17 protein-coding genes are annotated in these 18,761 nt (G+C 39.9%); 3 read left to right on the plus strand and 14 right to left on the minus strand.

The annotated features are described in order from the left end of the window. Positions 1 to 61 precede the first annotated feature (61 nt). From ACI6PS_RS05880 to ACI6PS_RS05900, 5 genes are all read right to left on the minus strand, one after another. Complete coding sequence (locus ACI6PS_RS05880; RefSeq protein WP_421011617.1) at positions 62 to 499, minus strand: hypothetical protein; 438 nt, start codon at positions 497 to 499, stop codon at positions 62 to 64. Between the two features lie 217 nt (positions 500 to 716). Beyond that, positions 717 to 1,310 (minus strand): GNAT family N-acetyltransferase, encoded by a 594-nt coding sequence (locus tag ACI6PS_RS05885; RefSeq protein ID WP_421011618.1) that lies wholly within the window; start codon positions 1,308 to 1,310, stop codon positions 717 to 719. Between the two features lie 37 nt (positions 1,311 to 1,347). Further along, on the minus strand, positions 1,348 to 1,707 hold the full coding sequence (locus ACI6PS_RS05890) for a hypothetical protein (RefSeq protein WP_421011619.1): 360 nt from the start codon (positions 1,705 to 1,707) through the stop codon (positions 1,348 to 1,350). A gap of 21 nt (positions 1,708 to 1,728) precedes the next feature. Then, positions 1,729 to 2,907 carry an AIR synthase related protein gene (locus tag ACI6PS_RS05895; protein ID WP_421011620.1) on the minus strand — a complete coding sequence of 393 codons (1,179 nt, stop codon included), beginning with the start codon at positions 2,905 to 2,907 and terminating at the stop codon, positions 1,729 to 1,731. A 73-nt stretch (positions 2,908 to 2,980) separates the two neighbouring features. Further along, positions 2,981 to 4,312 carry an aspartyl protease family protein gene (locus tag ACI6PS_RS05900; RefSeq protein WP_421011621.1) on the minus strand — a complete coding sequence of 444 codons (1,332 nt, stop codon included), beginning with the start codon at positions 4,310 to 4,312 and terminating at the stop codon, positions 2,981 to 2,983. A gap of 117 nt (positions 4,313 to 4,429) precedes the next feature. Between ACI6PS_RS05900 and ACI6PS_RS05905 the strand changes: the two genes are divergently transcribed. Beyond that, positions 4,430 to 5,623 (plus strand): pyridoxal phosphate-dependent aminotransferase, encoded by a 1,194-nt coding sequence (locus tag ACI6PS_RS05905; RefSeq protein WP_421011622.1) that lies wholly within the window; start codon positions 4,430 to 4,432, stop codon positions 5,621 to 5,623. 65 nt (positions 5,624 to 5,688) lie between these two features. Here ACI6PS_RS05905 and dnaB read toward each other — a convergent pair whose 3' ends face one another. The 5 genes from dnaB to tgt form a co-directional block, all read right to left on the minus strand. Further along, entirely contained in the window at positions 5,689 to 7,236 is a 1,548-nt protein-coding gene (gene dnaB, locus ACI6PS_RS05910; RefSeq protein ID WP_421011623.1) for a replicative DNA helicase, read from the minus strand. A gap of 152 nt (positions 7,237 to 7,388) precedes the next feature. After that, entirely contained in the window at positions 7,389 to 8,342 is a 954-nt protein-coding gene (locus ACI6PS_RS05915) for an acetyl-CoA carboxylase carboxyltransferase subunit alpha (protein WP_421011624.1), read from the minus strand. A gap of 362 nt (positions 8,343 to 8,704) precedes the next feature. Then, positions 8,705 to 9,592, minus strand: a complete 888-nt coding sequence (locus tag ACI6PS_RS05920) for a DMT family transporter (protein ID WP_421011625.1) — start codon at positions 9,590 to 9,592, stop codon at positions 8,705 to 8,707. After that, positions 9,579 to 10,664 (minus strand): LptF/LptG family permease, encoded by a 1,086-nt coding sequence (locus tag ACI6PS_RS05925; protein ID WP_421011626.1) that lies wholly within the window; start codon positions 10,662 to 10,664, stop codon positions 9,579 to 9,581. The genes ACI6PS_RS05920 and ACI6PS_RS05925 overlap by 14 nt, the downstream gene beginning before the upstream one ends. Before the next feature lie 28 nt (positions 10,665 to 10,692). Then, positions 10,693 to 11,823: a tRNA guanosine(34) transglycosylase Tgt gene (gene tgt, locus ACI6PS_RS05930; RefSeq protein ID WP_421011627.1), complete on the minus strand. Its 1,131-nt coding sequence runs from the start codon at positions 11,821 to 11,823 to the stop codon at positions 10,693 to 10,695. Between the two features lie 465 nt (positions 11,824 to 12,288). Here tgt and ACI6PS_RS05935 point away from each other — a divergent pair, with 465 nt between their 5' ends. Next, positions 12,289 to 12,843, plus strand: a complete 555-nt coding sequence (locus ACI6PS_RS05935; RefSeq protein WP_421011628.1) for a GNAT family N-acetyltransferase — start codon at positions 12,289 to 12,291, stop codon at positions 12,841 to 12,843. A gap of 320 nt (positions 12,844 to 13,163) precedes the next feature. Beyond that, complete coding sequence (locus ACI6PS_RS05940; RefSeq protein ID WP_421011629.1) at positions 13,164 to 14,423, plus strand: cation:proton antiporter; 1,260 nt, start codon at positions 13,164 to 13,166, stop codon at positions 14,421 to 14,423. A 136-nt stretch (positions 14,424 to 14,559) separates the two neighbouring features. Here the strand turns inward: ACI6PS_RS05940 and ACI6PS_RS05945 are convergent, their stop codons facing one another. The 4 genes from ACI6PS_RS05945 to ACI6PS_RS05960 all read right to left on the minus strand — a co-directional run bounded on the left by ACI6PS_RS05945 (position 14,560) and on the right by ACI6PS_RS05960 (position 18,756). Next, positions 14,560 to 15,048 carry an outer membrane beta-barrel protein gene (locus tag ACI6PS_RS05945; protein WP_421011630.1) on the minus strand — a complete coding sequence of 163 codons (489 nt, stop codon included), beginning with the start codon at positions 15,046 to 15,048 and terminating at the stop codon, positions 14,560 to 14,562. A 90-nt stretch (positions 15,049 to 15,138) separates the two neighbouring features. After that, positions 15,139 to 16,551, minus strand: a complete 1,413-nt coding sequence (locus ACI6PS_RS05950) for an FAD-binding oxidoreductase (protein ID WP_421011631.1) — start codon at positions 16,549 to 16,551, stop codon at positions 15,139 to 15,141. Between the two features lie 48 nt (positions 16,552 to 16,599). Next, positions 16,600 to 17,238, minus strand: coding sequence for a peroxiredoxin (locus ACI6PS_RS05955; RefSeq protein ID WP_421011632.1), 639 nt, complete (start codon positions 17,236 to 17,238; stop codon positions 16,600 to 16,602). Positions 17,239 to 17,547: 309 nt separating this feature from the next. Beyond that, a complete protein-coding gene (locus ACI6PS_RS05960) occupies positions 17,548 to 18,756 on the minus strand; it encodes an MFS transporter (protein ID WP_421011633.1) in 1,209 nt (402 codons plus the stop codon). Positions 18,757 to 18,761 lie beyond the last annotated feature (5 nt).

Consider the following 18,761-nt stretch of genomic DNA (forward strand, 5'->3'; position numbering starts at 1 on the left):
GTCAGTTTAAATAAATTAATCAAAAATGAAACCCTCCAATCGGAGGGTTTTTTAATGTTTTCTATTTCTTAAACTTCCAGTCAAATTCGTCCTTATCGTTAAAAACAGCACCTACTTCAAGCTTGATCACATCGCCAAATTCCCCCTGAAGGATCATCCAATTCTCTTCATTAAACGAATTTTCAAAAGTATCAAAACCTTCCTCTGTCCATTTTGTCAAGCCCTTCGAAGCAAAATCTTTCTTCACATCGGCCACGCTCCTGCCAATAACTTTTATATCCAAAACCTCCAAATCTTCTGAAGAGCCCACAATATAACCCAGCTTCAAATCCTCCTCCACATAAAAAGTCAGACGAAGCTTCTGTGCATTATACAACAAAACCACATTATCGTCTTCGTCCTTAAAACTCTTGTCGGCCTTGCCATACAAAGCAACCACATCGTCCTGCTTCATCCCAAAAACCAACTTATCTACACCATTTTTTAAATTTACTTTCATCTTATAATTTATTTCCACAAAGCTACACTTTTCATCTTTACAAAAATCATTAGGAGCGAAAGGCTTGGTCCTAAAATAATCCATTTTCCCGCTTTCCGCAGTAGTTTTTGTATCGTTAAAGAAACTATACAAAAAGCTACAGGCTCCAATCGGGGCTAAAAGGCCAACCATAGCCTTTCCCTACTTTGCGAAAATACGATACATTAAAATAAGTAATTTAAAGTTTGGCCTGTAGGTTTTGTTTCACACTTTCAAACCATTCGTTTTTCAAGATACTTAAAACAATGCTGTCCCTGCGCGATCCTTCCAGAGTATGCATATTGCTTCGCAAAATACCTTCAACCGTACAGCCAATGCTTTTCATCGCATTAATGCTTCGTTCGTTCGACGCATCAGCACGAAACTCCACACGTTCCATCTGTAGCTTCTCAAAAACAAATTCAAGCAATAAGTATTTGCAATGCTTGTTGAGTTTTGTTCCTTGAAAATCTTTACCATACCAGGTGTAGCCCAATTGCAAAGTCTTAAAGGGCAAATTGATGTCGTAGAAACGCGTGCTTCCCGCATATTTCCCCGATTGCTTATCGAAAACAATAAACGGAAACTCGGTCGCATTTGCTTTTGCCTCCAAGGCAACATCAATATAATGTATGAGATTTTCTCTTCCATTTGCCCGAACCAGCGAGTATTTCCAAAGATTGGGTTCGTTTATAGAAAAAGGAAGCAGATACTCCATATCTTCTGCCTGCAAAGGACGAAGCAGTACGAAGTCATCTTCAAGAATAATATCTTTAGGAAAAAAAATCTCCATTAATTTAGAATAGAAAATAAAGAATAACAATAAACAATTACTTCTCGCTCATCTCGTCATAACGCTCCGGAACCTGAGGATCATAAAGCGGACATTTGAATTCCTCCATAATATCCACAAGCTTGTCCATAGTTTTGCCCTGTGTTCCGTAGCATTCTACGATTACACTCTGTGGTGTAGATTTTACACAAAAAGCACCCGGACCGTCGCTGTTTTTCCAACTGTTTTCGTCCACGCGTTCCCATTTAGAGAACACCGAATTGATTCTGTTTAGGATAATATCCGTAGGCAATTGCTCCAAACCTTCAACGTTTTCACCTTCATCCAAGGCTTCATAAACCAGCTGATGGTTCAAATAAACTTCTTCTGCATATCGCCAAAAAACCAATTCATACATAAGCTAATTCTTTAGAATCTATTAATATTCAAAAACGCCAAACTCACTCTTGATCGTCAGTTTTTTAGTTTCAGAAGCCTCTACTCTACCCACAATTTGGGCATCCACATTAAACGATTTTGAGATTTCGATAATATCTTGGGCAATGCTTTCTGGAACATACAATTCCATTCGGTGCCCACAATTGAAAACCTGATACATCTCTTTCCAATCAGTCTTGGATTGTTCCTGTATCAACTTGAAAAGTGGCGGAATCGGGAATAAATTATCTTTAATAACGTGTACATTGTCTACAAAATGAAGTACCTTAGTTTGGGCTCCACCACTGCAATGCACCATTCCGTGAATGTCTTTTGGGGTATATTTATCTAAAATAGTTTTGATGATTGGAGCATACGTCCTTGTTGGCGAAAGCACCAGTTTTCCTGCATCGATTGGAGCATTCTCGACTTCATCAGTCAGTTTCACCTGCCCGGAATAAATCAAATCTTCAGGAACAGCAGCATCAAAACTTTCAGGGTACTTCGTTGCCAGATATTTCTCAAAAACATCATGACGGGCAGAGGTCAATCCGTTGCTTCCCATACCGCCATTATAGCTTTTCTCATAAGTCGCCTGACCAAAAGAAGCCAGCCCGACGATTACATCGCCACCTTGAATGTTAGCATTATCCACCACATCCTTACGCTTCATTCTTGCTGTAACAGTCGAATCTACTATGATCGTCCGCACTACATCACCCACATCGGCGGTCTCGCCACCTGTAGAATGAATCGTTACGCCAAAGGTTTTCAACTCGCTGATGAGTTCTTCGGTTCCATTGATAATCGCTGAAATCACTTCGGATGGAATCAAGTTTTTATTTCTTCCAATTGTTGAGGAAAGCAGAATATTATCGGTTGCACCCACACATAACAAATCGTCGATGTTCATGATCAAGGCATCCTGCGCAATCCCTTTCCAAACTGAAATGTCGCCTGTTTCTTTCCAATACATATACGCCAAGGATGATTTAGTACCGGCGCCATCGGCATGCATGATTAGGCAGTAATCTTCGTCACTCGTTAAATAATCGGGAACAATTTTGCAGAAAGCTTTTGGAAATAATCCTTTGTCGATGTTTTTGATGGCGTTGTGAACGTCTTCTTTTGAAGCAGAAACACCGCGAAGTGCATATCTTTTGCTGGTATCAGAACTCATAAAGTGTGTTGTGTAGTTGTGTCGGCAAATGTAAACATAAAAAAAAAGCCTGCCAAGAGTAAAAGTCAATATATCAGAGCAATTCCTCAAGTTGAAAATGGAATCTCTGCTCATGATCATTTCTAAGGATAACGATGCTGATATAACGCCCTAAATTTGTTTTTAAAATCATATTGATCTCCTGTAAAGTCATCCTATAAGTCGATTTATTATTGATTGAAAGGATAACGTCACCTTCCATCAAGCCTGCTTTTTCTGCCAAAGAATTCTTCCTGATGCTATAAATTTCATATACAGGTTTGAGTTTGAAATTGTATTTGAATTCCGAAGTCCTTCTACCCTCATTATAAACAACGTCATTGGAACTCAGATTCAATTCTGTCCTAAAATGTTCAGTTTCAGCAATCCATTGGAGTCCAGCATGGTGTACGTTGATTCCGGTAACATTATAAGTAAATGGTCTGTTGAAATCGTGAGCTTTCTTGAGATACAATTTGCTGTTTTCATAATCAAAAATAATTGTAAATCGGTTAAGCAGTTCCCCTCCGACAGAACCCGCCCTATCGGCAACCATATTTACATTTTTTATAGAGAGTGAATCAGGAAATGAGCAGATTGGGTTCAAAAATTTAAATTGACCTATTGAAAATTGCCCTATCATAGCTTTCTTTCCATGAATATCGCCATTAAATCCTCGACCTAAAAAATCATCAAAATTTTTATCAGGAACATTTATCTTTTTTGATTTACTTTCAAAAAGCCACACAGAATCACTATTGCCTGTATCGATCAGGCATTTTGTATCGATAGTAGTATCACCGATTGTAGCGGTAGCTTGCAGATAAGGTTTTCCATTTTCAACAGTGATTTCAAAAGGAGCATATTTTGAAAAAAGTTTCTGCTTATTCACTCTTTCTTCATTATAAACCACTAAGATTTTCTTATTGTAATTTACTTCAACCAAATTATTTTTAAAAAATTTTGAACCTAAAATCCCATTAACAGGAATACCCAGACTTGATGAAAAATTAAAATCAGGGTCGATGACAATCAATATTTCATGCCTAACCGATTTTAAGCTTGACAGCATTAATGTATTGTTAGAAGACTTCAATGCTTCTGTTGAAGCTTGATCCCCCAATCCTCTTAATCTTATTTTTTGAATGTTGTTGAGCTTCACTTCTTCTTTGGATTCCAGACTAAACAATAATGTTTCATCTACTCCTGTATCCAGAAGAAAATTAAGTTCAATTCCATTTACTTTTACTGGAACAATTATAAGATTGTTGATCAATTGAAAAGGAATGCTAACTTTTTTATGATGGGTTGAAAACTGGAAACCTTCCTGCCCAAAAAGCATTGAATTGCAAAGCAAAAAACACAATAGTTGAAGGAAGAGTTTCATTTGCTGTAATTTTTAATAAAAATAAAAAATAAACACCAATTAATTGATAATTTACCAAGTTAAAGAATTGGCTCTCATCAAAAAAAAATGCACTTTTGTACCATTAAAAATTCAATCATGCCGAAAATTTCAAATAAAGGAAAACAAATGCCCGAATCGCCAATCAGAAAATTGGTTCCGTATTCAGAAATCGCTAAGAAAAAAGGTCACAAGGTATATCATTTGAATATCGGTCAGCCGGATATCAAGACGCCTGAAGTGGCAATGAATGCTATCAAAAATGTTGACATCAAAGTATTAGAATACAGTCATTCTGCTGGATTTGAAAGCTATAGAACTAAATTATCACAATACTACACTACTCACGGACTTCCAATTGATACTGCTGATATCATCATCACAACGGGTGGATCTGAAGCTTTGCTTTTTGCAATGGGAAGTACAATGGATGCCGATGATGAAATCATTATTCCAGAGCCATTCTATGCCAACTACAATGGTTTTTCTACGGCTTCTGGAGTGAAAGTAGTTCCTGTTATTTCTACAATCGAAACTGGTTTTGCATTGCCTCCTATTGCTGATTTTGAAAAACTGATTACGCCAAAAACAAAAGCAATCCTTATCTGTAATCCTGGAAATCCAACCGGTTACCTATATTCTAAGGAAGAAATGATGCAGTTGGCCGAATTGGTCAAAAAACACGACCTTTTCTTGATTGCTGATGAAGTGTACCGCGAGTTTACATACGATGGTGACGTGCATTATTCCGTAATGAACATTCCTGGAATTGAAGAAAATGCGATTATGATTGATTCGGTTTCAAAACGTTACAGTATGTGTGGCGCTAGAATTGGATGCATCGTTTCCAAAAATAAAGAAGTGATGGCTACAGCTATGAAATTTGCACAGGCAAGATTGAGTCCGCCAACATTCGCTCAGATTGCCAGCGAGGCAGCGCTTGAAACTCCTCAAAGCTATTTTGACGAAGTAATCACGGAATATAAAGATCGTAGAGATACTTTGATCACCGAATTGAACAAAATTGAAGGCGTGAAAGTGGCCAATCCAAAAGGAGCTTTCTACTGTATCGCACAACTTCCGATTGACGATGCCGATAAATTTGCACAATGGCTTTTGGAAGAATATGATTTGAACGGAGAAACGGTTATGGTCGCTCCTGCCGCTGGATTCTATTCTACTCCAGGGGTTGGTTTGAATGAAGTTCGTATTGCATACGTTCTTAAAAAAGAAGATTTGATTCGCAGTGTTGAGATCCTGAAAGAAGCGATTTCAGTTTACAACTCAAAATAAGAATAACCTATAAAAAGAAAAACCTTCAATTACTTGAAGGTTTTTTTATGGTTTTTGTTTTTCACTTAAAACGGAACATCACTATCATCGTCAAAATTATTCAAATTACTTCCGAAGGCTTCATTAGCCGATGGAAGATTTTTTGGTGTAATAAACGGATTGTCATCCAAATTCATTTTTGAAGGCAAATCGTCATATCCTTCTCCATAATTTTCAAGGTTATCAAACTTACCGAGATTTCCGATAAATTTCAAACGTACGTTTTCCAAACTACCATTTCTGTGTTTTGCAATGATAAATTCAGCCTGACCTTCGGTTGGAGAATGCTCATCATCATCCCATTCGTCAATTTTATAATACTCTGGACGGTAGATAAACGAAACGATATCCGCATCCTGCTCAATCGCTCCCGATTCACGAAGATCCGATAGCAAAGGTCTTTTACTCGAACCACGGGTTTCAACCGCACGCGACAACTGCGAAAGTGCAATTACCGGAACATTCAACTCTTTTGCCAAAGCTTTTAAGTTTCGGGAAATAGTAGAAATTTCCTGTTCACGGTTTCCGCCACCTTTACCATTTCCACCGGCTGTCATCAACTGAAGATAATCGACAATGATCATCTTGATGCCATATTGGGATGAAAGACGACGCGCTTTTGCTCTTAAATCGAAAATAGATAACGAAGGCGTATCATCAATATACAAAGGGGCTTTTTCAAGATTCTTCACCTTGATGCTCAATTGTTCCCACTCGTGTTTTTCTAGTTTTCCGGTTCTTAATTTCTCCGATGACAATCCTGTTTCAGACGAAATCAAACGGGTAATCAATTGGACAGAGGACATCTCCAGCGAGAACAATGCCACAGGATGGCCAAAATCAATCGCAATATTACGAGCCATCGAAAGTACGAAAGCGGTTTTACCCATACCTGGACGTGCCGCAATGATGATCAAATCACTTGGTTGCCATCCAGAAGTTACTTTATCCAGTTTTTCAAAACCAGTGGCAACACCGCTCAATCCTTCTTTTCCTGCAATTTCCTCGATTCGTTTCTTGGCTTGGATCACCAAACTCTGAGCCGTCTCGGAGCTTCTTTTGATGTTTCCTTGTGTCACTTCATACAATCTTGATTCAGCTTTGTCCAGCAAATCAAAAACATCGGTGGTTTCATCATACGATTCTTCGATTATTTCAGAAGAAATCTTAATCAAACTTCTTTGGATGAATTTCTGTAAAATAATCCTCGAATGGAATTCAATGTGGGCTGAAGAAGATATCTTTTGCGTCAATTGAATCAGGTAGAAATCGCCTCCAGCCAAATCGAGTTTTGCGTTCTTTTTGAGCTGGGAAGAAACTGTTAATAAGTCAATAGGCTGTGTATCTGTGAACAACTGCACAATGGCTTCAAAAATATGCTTGTGGGCATCTTTGTAAAACGCATCCGGCTGAAGAATATCAATAACCTCATCAACCCCTTTCTTATCAATCATCATCGCACCAAGAACTGCCTCCTCAAGGTCTAAAGCCTGTGGCGGAAGTTTTCCTTTTTCGAGATTGATGATCGTAGTCTTATCTACTTTTATTGGGTTTACATTTCTGAGATTTTCCATAGTGCGAATGTAACTAAAATTAAGAGAGGGTTAAAGCTCTAGTTGTTAGCCAGTAAGTGTTTATAAGTGTTTATAAGTGTTTGATTTGTGTTGATAACTCAAAAAAAACGCCCCGTTGTTGACGAGGCGTTACAATGATAAATTTGTAAGATTTACTCTTTAAATTCGCCCATTCTGCTGTATTTATCCATCCTTTGAGAAACTAATTCCTCTGTTGATAAATCTTTCAATTCATTATAAGCTTTGGTAATGTATTGTTCAACTGTTTTAAAAGTTGTTTCTCTGTCGTAATGTGCTCCTCCTAGTGGTTCTGGAATCACATCATCTACTAGATTTTGTTTTTTCATATCAGTAGAAGTCAGCTTTAATGCTTCGGCTGCTTTCTCTTTGTATTCCCAGCTTTTCCAAAGGATTGATGAACAAGATTCTGGAGAAATTACAGAATACCACGTGTTTTCCATCATCAAAACTTTATCTCCAACACCTATTCCTAATGCTCCTCCTGAAGCTCCTTCTCCAACGATTACACAGATGATTGGCACTTTCAAGCGACACATTTCCATGATGTTTCTAGCGATTGCCTCACCTTGTCCTCTTTCCTCAGCTTCCAATCCTGGATATGCTCCTGGGGTGTCGATGAACGTTACAACTGGAACATTGAATTTCTCTGCCATTTTCATCAAACGCAAAGCTTTACGGTATCCTTCTGGATTGGCCATTCCGAAATTACGGAATTGGCGTGTCTTGGTGTTGTATCCTTTTTGCTGGCCAACAATCATAAACGATTGCCCTCCAATTTTCCCTAAACCACCAATCATGGCCTTGTCGTCTTTAAAGCTTCTGTCGCCAAATAGCTCAAGGAATGTATCTCCACACAACGCTCTTACGTGGTCCATCGTGTAAGGACGGTTTGGGTGACGTGATAGTTGAACACGTTGCCAAGCGGTTAGGTTTTTATATATTTTACGCTTGGTTTCGTCAAGCTTCTTTTCTATTTGTTTGCAAGTAGTTGAAACATCTACATTGGATTCCTGACCGATGATCTGACATTTATCTAACTGGTCTTCTAGTTCTTTTATTGGAAGTTCAAAATCTAAATATTCCATAGGGCTAGTGCGTTTTTTATTTTTGTTCAGACTACAAAGATAAAACTTAATATCGTGTGCAAAAGGTTTTTTTTGTTTTTATCGTGCAGACTTATTTAAAAAATCAGACACGGATTTCACGAATTCACACGAATTATTAAGCTCTTAAAAAATTTACACAAATTTTAATTGGCTTTTGATAAATAAAGCTTTTTTACGACATAGTGGAGGTCTAGCCCTGATTGTAATGGAAATCCTTGCTCTTGAAAATGTATTTTTTCCTGACAGAAAAGAGCGACCGGAGGAAGCTCCTTTTTGTGGCTTGGAAAAAAACATTTTCAAGAGCAAGATTGGAATGGAAAGCAGGATTAGCTCCTTAAAAACTACTCTTTGGCTTTCATTTTATTTTTGATGATACCATTTAGGATTACGGTCAAAAGGATAATGGCCGAACCGATGTAGAATGAAACGCTCATTTTTTCGGACTCGCCGATAATGAAATAGGCCAAAATGATACCGTAAACAGGTTCGAGATTCGTGGTGAGCATGACGGTATAGGGCGACAATCGTTTCATGACATTTACCGATGCGGTGAAGGCATAAGCGGTACAAACAGACGACAATAACAGTATCAGAAGCCAGTCGTTTGTGGATACTTGGAAAAAGGCAGGCGTGAATTTTCCGTCGAAGAGAAGGTAAACCGAAACGAATAGAAAACCTGCAAAAAATTCATATAAGGTAATGATTGTAGAATCGTGTTCCTGGATTAATTTTCCGTTGAAGAGTGTAAAAAGCACCCCAACGAATACCGAAAATAAAGCGGCAAGTATGCCTCCGAGGTATTTGATTTCGACCTGCATGATGATGAACAGCCCGGCGATGATGACCAAGCCGAAAAGCACCTCGTACCAAAGCATTTTTCGTTTATAGAACAGCGGTTCGAGGACGGAAGCAAAGAATGCTCCAACAGAAAACATCGCCAAAGTGATGGAAACATTGGAAATATTGATGGCCTTGAAGAAAAATATCCAATGAATGGCAATCAGGAAACCGACAAAAACGAGTTTCATAACAGCCTTTGGAGGCAGGGCTAATTTTTTTTTGGTGAGCAACAGATAAACCAACAGGAACCCTGTAGCCAATAGCATTCTGTACCAAACCAAGGAAGCTTCCCTTATGGTAATTAGTTCGCCGAGAACGGCCGTAAACCCCCAGATGAAAACAATTAGATGTAGATTGAGGTAGCTTTTGAGGTTGTTATCTCCTTGCATTTCTTAACAGATAAATAGCTAGAATTCCGAAAGCGATATTAGGTATCCAAACGGCTAAAAGTGGCGGGATGCTCGACTTCTCGGCCATTACTCCGAAAATTTTATCAAAGAATACAAAGGCAAATGCAAGTCCGATTCCGATGGCAAGGTTCATTCCCATTCCTCCTCTTCGCTTCATAGCCGAAACGGCTACAGCGATAATCGTTAGGATAAAAGCCGAAACAGGTATGCTGTATTTTTTGTACAAAACCACCAGATAGGTGTTGATATTTCCTGAACCACGAGCGCGTTCTTTTTCGATAAATTTGTTCAAATCGCCTAGAGAAAGTGTTTCGGCAACATAAACGGTAGGAGTCAAATCTTCCAATTCAAAGTTATATTTGGCATCTTTTTTTGGAAGTGATTCAATGACGTCTCCAAACTCTCCAACTGTTCTTTTTGTATAATTGAACATCGTATAACTGCTATCTTTTTCGTTCCATTTGATCCTGTTGGCCGTAATCTTGCTATCGAGCGTATTGTCTCTGTTGAACTTTTCGAGTACGAAAGTAAAAGCCGTTTGGCTGTTTTGGTTTACGTTTTGTACATACACAAAAGTGGTATCGTCTATCTGACGGTACACATCTGTACTCTGCCGCATCTTGTTTTGCCCATTTCCTTTGAGGTACATGTACCTGAAATTATTGAACCCCTCACTGGCTTTTGGTACGATAAAAAATCCCATGAGCAATGAAAAGATTGAAACAATGGTAGCACCGATAAGATACGGACGCAGGAACCTCATAAAGGAAATCCCCGAACTCAAAATGGCAATAATCTCTGTATTGTTGGCCAATTTGGACGTAAACCAAATCACCGAAAGAAACAAAAAGATCGGGAACAGAAGGTTGGCAAAATAAATCACGAAATCCAGATAATACATCGCTATATCCGCAAAAGGAACTTTGTTTTGCAACATCTTGTTGACCTTTTCCGAAACATCAATGACAATTCCAATCGGAATAAACAACAGCAACATCACTACAAAAGTAGAGAGGTAGCGCTTGAGGATGTATTTATCTATTATGTTCATATTTCAGTTATCGGTTGTCAGTTGTCGGTTATAACCTCTTGTCCATTTGCTTCACCATCATTTCCTTCCATTGGCGGAAATCTCCGGCAAGTATATGTTTTCTGGCTTCACGAACCAGCCACATGTAGAATCCAAGGTTGTGGATGGTGGCAATTTGCTTTCCAAGATATTCATTGGCGGCAAAAAGATGACGCAAATAGGCTTTTGAATATTCTATATCTACAAAGGTATGTCCCATTTCGTCTATCGGAGAGAAATCGGCTTCCCATTTCTTATTCTTGATGTTGATGGTTCCGTGGGCGGTAAACAGCATTCCGTTACGGGCATTTCGTGTAGGCATCACACAATCGAACATGTCGATTCCGAGTGCAATGTTTTCCAAAATATTGATTGGCGTTCCAACACCCATCAGGTATCTCGGCTTGTCTTCTGGCAAAATCTCGCACACCACTTCGGTCATGGCATACATTTCCTCGGCCGGCTCTCCTACAGAAAGTCCACCGATTGCATTTCCTTGTTGTCCTGCATTGGCAATATATTCTGCCGACTGGCGACGCAAATCTTTATAGGTACTTCCTTGAACAATCGGGAAAAACGTTTGCTCATAGCCATATTTATAAGGCACTTTATCCAAATGGTTGATGCAACGGTCCAGCCAACGGTGGGTCATGTGCATCGAGCGCTGAGCATAACGGTAATCGCAAGGATAAGGCGTGCATTCGTCAAAGGCCATGATGATATCGGCACCAATGGTACGCTGGATTTCCATTACATTTTCGGGTGTAAAGAAATGGTAGGAACCGTCGATATGAGATTTGAATTTCACTCCCTCTTCCTTGATTTTTCTGTTCGAAGAAAGCGAATACACCTGATAGCCTCCAGAATCGGTAAGGATATTGCGGTCCCAGTTCATGAACTTGTGCAAGCCTCCTGCCTTCTCCAAGATTTCGGTCTGCGGACGAAGGTATAAATGGTAGGTATTTCCAAGGATGATATCCGGGTTGATTTCTTCTTTCAACTCGCGCTGGTGCACTCCTTTTACCGAAGCAACGGTACCAACGGGCATAAATATAGGGGTTTCAATCACACCGTGATCCGTAGTGATGCTTCCGGCACGGGCCTTCGATTGAGGGTCTTTTTGTAATAAATCAAACTTCATAAAAACGTTTTTCTCCCGACCATTCGGGACGGCAAAGATAATTTATTTAGGTTTTCTGAATCAGGATTTAGGATTTTATTTAACATAAACAAAACGATGAGAAACCATTAGCGAAACATCTTTACCATATAAGGCATTTAAAAGCATATAAAAGTTCCAATATCATACACTTAAATGAACTTAAATGCCTTATATGGTTAGAACTACTGAAACATCTTTTTTACCAATATAAGGCATTTAAGGACATAAAATAAGTAGCAATATCATACGCTTAAATGATCTTAGATGCCTTATATGGTTAGAACTACTGAAACATCTTTTTTACCATATAAGGCATTTAAGGACATAAAATAAGTAGCAATATCATACGCTTAAATGAACTTAAATGACTTATGTGGTTAAAAACAAACAATCTTAAATATTACTTTTTTTTAAATTTACCACCTCCGCAGAAAAATATCCGATATGAACACTACAAAAAATTATCTTTTTACTTCCGAACGACTTGGCTTTAGAAACTGGATTGAAAGCGATATTCCATTAATGGCCGTTATCAACAGCAACCCGAATGTGATGGAATTTTTTCCCTCCGTGCAAGATTTTGAACAGACACAGCGCTTCATCAAAAGGATGCAAAGCCAGTTTGAAGAAAAAAACTACTGCTACTTTGCGGTTGATGTTTTGGAAACCGACACCTTCATTGGATTCATCGGGTTATCCGACAAGGATTTTGAGTCAGACTTTACGCCAAGTGTAGACATCGGGTGGCGATTATCTGAGGAACATTGGAAAAAAGGCTATGCCACCGAAGGCGCCCTGGCTTGCCTCAACTATGGATTCGGGAATTTGAAACTTGAAAAAATAATTGCCACGACACCGGCCATCAACCTAAAATCCGAAGAAGTGATGAAAAAAATTGGCATGACGAAGGTGAAAAACTTCAACCATCCGCTGCTCTCGGACAACGAGCGCCTGGAGGACTGTTTGCTTTATTCTATTAAAAACCAACTAGCAAATTGAAATTTAAAGCAATAATATTTTTATATTTACCTCAGATATAAAAAAACAACCTTCTAAACGATATAAAAATGGCAAAAGGTCAGGACGCAAAAAAGGCAGTAAAGAAAGAACCTCTGAAAACCGCCAAGGAAAAGAAAGAGGAAAAGAGGGAAAAGAAAAATAGTCCCAAAAGAGATTAACAAAACATATCCCCAGCTTTAAAGTTGGGGATTTTTCATAATATAGATGTCAAAAAAAACCAAAAGTTTCGGTATCAATTTGCGTTAAGGCTTCATTTTTCTATTTTTGTAAAAAAGCCAAAATCATTTTATACCCTATTTATGGAATTATACTACTCGTTTTCAGTTCTCATCGTTCTAGCATCCTTTTTTGCCTACCTCAACCTGCGGTTCCTCAAGCTTCCCTCCACCATCGGGATCATGATCATCGCCATGATCACCTCGATTATCCTGGTTGTTTTCGGGAATATTTTCCCCGATTCGCTCACGAATTTCTCAAAACTTATAGCCGATTTTGACTTTACCGAAGTCCTCATGGGCGCCATGCTAAACTTCCTGCTCTTTGCCGGAGCCATCCACATCAACCTGAAGGATCTTCGCGAACAGCGCGGTCCCATCATGGTCTTCTCCACCGTCAGCGTCATCATTTCCACCTTTGTCGTGGCCCTGCTTTTATATTTTACCGTGCCTCTTTTTGGCGCAACATTGCCCTTTATATACTGCCTGCTTTTTGGCGCCTTGATTTCGCCAACCGACCCAATTGCGGTTTTGAGCATCCTGAAAAATGCCAAAGTTCCGAAGTCCTTGGAAACCAAAATTGCCGGCGAATCCCTTTTTAACGATGGTGTGGCGGTAGTGGTTTTTGCCGTAATCCTTCAATTGGCGCAGGATGCCAACAGCGATTTCTCGCTGCCACACGTTTCCTGGTTATTGATCAAAGAAGGTCTTGGTGGCTTTCTTTTAGGGACTCTTCTAGGTATCGGCGCCTCAAAAGCGATGCGAAAAATAGACGACTATAATGTGTCGGTTCTGATCACACTATCGGTTGTAATGGGCGGTTATTTGATTGCCCACGGAATGCACATTTCGGGTCCGCTAACGATGGTTGCCGCCGGAATCATCATCGGGAATTTCGGGAAAAACACAGCCATGTCGGCCACTACAAAAGATTACCTGAACAAGTTTTGGGAACTTATCGATGAAATCCTCAACGCCATCCTGTTCCTTTTTATAGGGTTTGAATTATTGCTGATCCCGAACATCCTGAGCTTTTGGGGAATTGGTATGGCGTGTATCTTTATCGTACTCTTTTCGAGATTTATGTCGATTTGGATTCCGACGAAAATCATCCCGTTCAAACGAAAGTTCGAGCGTTCTACCATCAAGATTTTGGTATGGGGAGGACTTCGAGGCGGTGTGTCCATTGCCCTAGCACTTTCGATAGAAGAAGGTCCAAACAAGCAGATCATCCTGGCCATTACCTATTTTGTCGTGGTATTTTCGATCATCGTCCAAGGACTTACGATTGGAAAACTGGCCAATAGAATTTTGCCGAAAGCGCAAAAACCGGCAGAAGTTTAGGATTTATTCTTATACACGAATTCCACGAATTTTCACTGATTGATTGGTGAGAATCCGTGGAATTTCTGTTTTATATGAAAAAAGAAACCATCCGCTAGGCAGATGGTTTTCTCCAATATAAAAACAATTTAAAACATTAGAATTTGTAGCCGGCTCCAACGAAAACACCGTTTACAGCAACATCTCCAAAGCCTAAAGAATATTTTGCATTGATGTCGATATTCTCCGTCACATCATACGAAGCACCAAGATCCAAGTTCAATTTGAACTCATCCTCTTCGGCATCCATAAAGTAGTTGAAGCTTGGTCCGGCCAAAGCGTGGAATTTTTCTGCAAAAGAATATTTGGCCAAAACCGGAACCGAGATAAAGTTCAAATCAGAAATGGCAACATACATCACCTCGGGCTGTACCGCAAAATTTTCTGACAAGCCAAGGGTTACAAAACCACCCACAAAAAATCCAGTTTCTGAACTTGTAGTAGTTCCCGATCCCAACGGTCCAAGATCATACTTCACTTTAGCCGATGCGAAATCCACACCCGCTTTTACACCAAAAGTTGTTTCCTGAGCTGTTGCATAAAAACTTCCTGCCAACAAAAATGCTCCTAGTAATAATTTTTTCATGATTAATTGTTTTTAGTTATTAATAATGTAAAAGTATCAGCAGAAGCATTTAAAAACAATACGACATTTGTCGTATTTTACTGTATTGGTCTAAATCGTGTCGGGCAAAATCTTACCTGGATTCAGTATTCCGTTCGGGTCAAACACGCCCTTGATGCCTTTCATCAACAGCAGTTGTGTTTTGTTGAAGGCAATGTCCATGTAGTTTTTCTGCACATACCCGATGCCGTGCTCGCCCGACAGAGTTCCCTTCAAGGCAACCGTCAGTTCAAATATTTCACGGATTCCCTTTGGAGTTTCGGTCTTCCAATCTTCATCGGACATAGTTCCTTTTACGATGTTCACGTGCAAATTACCATCACCGGCATGCCCATAACACACCGACTTGAAGCCATATTTATCACCGATAGTCTTAATGCCTTCAAGCAGTTTTGGCAATTCATATCTCGGTACGACCGTATCTTCCTCCTTATAGATAGAGTTCGATTTTACAGCTTCGCCAACGGCACGACGCATCTTCCAGAGCGCGTTTTTCTGGTCTTCGGTATCGGCAAAAAGAATTTCATCGATATCAAACTGTTCCAGCACCTCGGTTATTTTTTCCGCTTCCGCGAAAAGCACGTCGGGATAATTGCCGTCCACTTCAATCAGCAAATGCGCCTGCACTTCATCCTTTATGTTGATGCTCACACCCTCTACAAAACGCAAAGTCCAATCTATCGCGTCGCGCTCCATAAATTCCAACGCACTTGGCGTAATGCCGGCACTGAATATCTTGGAAACCGCCTCGCACGCCTGCGTTGCATTATAAAAAGGAACCAGCATCAGGATATTATGGGAATTCTGCGGAAGGAGCTTCATCACAATTTTAGTAATCACGCCAAGTGTTCCCTCGCTTCCCACCAACAGTTGCGTCAGGTTGTATCCTGTTGAATTTTTTAGCGTATTTGCACCTGTCCAGATGATTTCGCCTGTCGGCAGAACCACTTCTAGGTTCAGGACATAATCCTTGGTAACGCCATACTTCACGGCTCTAGCACCACCGGAATTTTCAGCTACGTTCCCTCCTATCCAGCAACTTCCCTGACTGCTCGGGTCGGGCGGATAGAACAAGCCTTTACTGGCAACAGCTTCCCTCAATACTTGGGTAATAACGGCTGGCTCAACGATCACTTGGAGGTTTTTCTCATCGATGTTCAAGATTTTATTGAAGCGTTCCATCGAAAGTCCGATGCCTTTGTGGATGCTCAAAGATCCACCGCTCAGACCGGTTCTTCCACCTATTGGCGTAACGGGAATCTGGTATTGGTTGGCTATCTTCAGTATCTCCGAAATCTCTTCGGGTGTTCCGGGCTTTAAAACTACCGACGGCGGAAAAACATAATCTTCCGTTTCGTCATGGCCATAATGGTTGCGGGTTTCTTCGTCCAAAAAAAGAAATGATTGACCTACTACACTTTCGAGTTGGTCAATCATTTCCTGTGATAATATAAAATCTTTCATAAACAGTACATTTTTGTCACCCGAACCTTGATTCGGTTTTCAAAAATACTATTTATTTGGTTGTGGCGTCATTCTCAGGTAAGGTTTTATTGAAGTGTGCCCTTTTGGAAATTTTGAAGGGATATCTTCATCTTTAATTGCTGGCGTAATCACAACATCATCGCCTTCTTTCCAGTTGGCTGGAGTGGCTACGCTGTAGTTTGCGGTGAGTTGCAGGCTGTCGATTACTCGTAATAATTCGTCAAAGTTTCTACCGGTTGAAGCGGGATAGGTCAACGTTAGTTTTACCTTTTTGTCAGGACCCACTACAAAAACCGAACGAACCGTAAATTTGTCACTGGCGTTTGGATGGAGCATATCATATAAAGTTGCAATTTCCTTATTTTCGTCGGCTATAATGGGGAAATTCACAGTTGTATTTTGCGTTTCATTAATATCCTTAATCCATTTGTGGTGCGATTCCAAGTCGTCCACACTTAGTGCAATGACTTTCGTGTCTCTTTTTTGAAATTCTGAAAAATAGTTGGCTACGGTTCCTAATTCGGTTGTACAAACCGGAGTAAAATCGGCAGGGTGTGAAAAAAGAATACCCCAGGAAGTGCCGAGCCATTCGTGAAAATTTATGTTCCCTTGTGTAGTTTGTGCTGTAAAATCGGGAGCGATATCGCCTAATCGTAATGTTGCCATAATTATCTTATTTTATTTAAAATTGACTTTTGCCAACATTAAAATTATTGAATAAATGACAACGAAAACAAAACATTGCGTTAAAACTCGATATATTATTTAACGAAAACGATTTAGTTGAAAATTATCTTAAAAAAAAGGCACTACATGTCTTAGCCCTGATAGTAGTGAAAATCCTTTTTAAGTAGAGCGCTATTTTTTGCAAAAGAAAAAGAGCGACCAACGGAAGCTCCTTTTTATTTTAGCAAAAAAAGCGGTTTACTAAAAAGATTGGAACGAATAGCAGGATTAGCTTCTTCTTATTAAACTTTAATTCTTCTTTAAATTCGGAAGAAACAACGCAATAATACCAATCAAAGGCAGATAGGCACAAAGATGATAGACATAGTCAATACTGGTATGGTCTGCCAGATTTCCGAGCAATGCCGAGCCCAGGCCACCCATTCCGAAAGCAAAACCGTAGAAAAGTCCAGAAACCATTCCGAGTTTCTTAGGCAATAATTCCTGTGCGTAAACAAGGATTGCCGGGAAAGCCGATGAAATGATGATCCCGATGATTACGGAGAGAATTCCAGTCCAAAACAGGTCGACGTGTGGCAACATCAAGGCAAACGGCGCCGCTCCAAGAACCGAAAACCAGATAACGTATTTGCGTCCGAATCTATCTCCCAAAGGTCCGCCAATCAAGGTTCCGACAGCACATGAAGCCAAAAACCAGAAGAGGTGAAACTGTGCATCTTGTATGGAAAGCTGGAACCTGTACATAAGATAGAAGGTGAAATAGCTCGAGATACTCGCCATATAGAAGAATTTCGAGAAGATAAGCACCAATAAGATGGCTACCGAAAGGACAATTTTAGTTTGAGACAAATCAGGAAGGATGATTTCCACTTTCTTTTTGGCGCGTAATGTGAGGTGATTCTGGTACCAAGAAGCAATTCGGGCTAATACAAAAAGCGCTATGATGGCCACAATAACAAACCAGATGATATAATGCTGATTGTTTGGCACTACGATCAAGGCAACCAACAAAGGTCCGATTGCAGTTCCGGCATTTCCTCCCAATTGGAAGATCGATTGTGCCAGTCCGCGTTTTCCACCGGAAGCCAGGAATGAAATTCGGGAAGCTTCGGGATGGAAGATGGAAGAACCAATTCCAACTAAGACTACCGATAAGATGATTATTGGAAAACTGGCTGCGAATGATAAAAGTATGATTCCTCCTAAAGTAAACACCATCCCGAAAATCTGGGAATAAGGCTTTGGTTTCTTGTCCGTATATAACCCAACAATGGGTTGCAGGATGGAAGCCGCCATTTGGTAGGCAAAGGTGATGAGCCCGATCTGGGTGAAGGACAATTGGTAGTTATCTTTTAAGATGGGATAAGCCGCCGGGATTACTGCTTGCAACAAATCGTTTAAAAGATGGGCAAATGCGATTGAAAAAAGTATAGGATAAACAGTCTTCTGTGCCAAATCGGTTGGCGGTGTTGAAGTATTTGTATTTGCAATTTCCATAAGAG

This window comes from Flavobacterium sp. PLA-1-15 (assembly GCF_049060005.1).
GTDB lineage: Bacteria > Bacteroidota > Bacteroidia > Flavobacteriales > Flavobacteriaceae > Flavobacterium.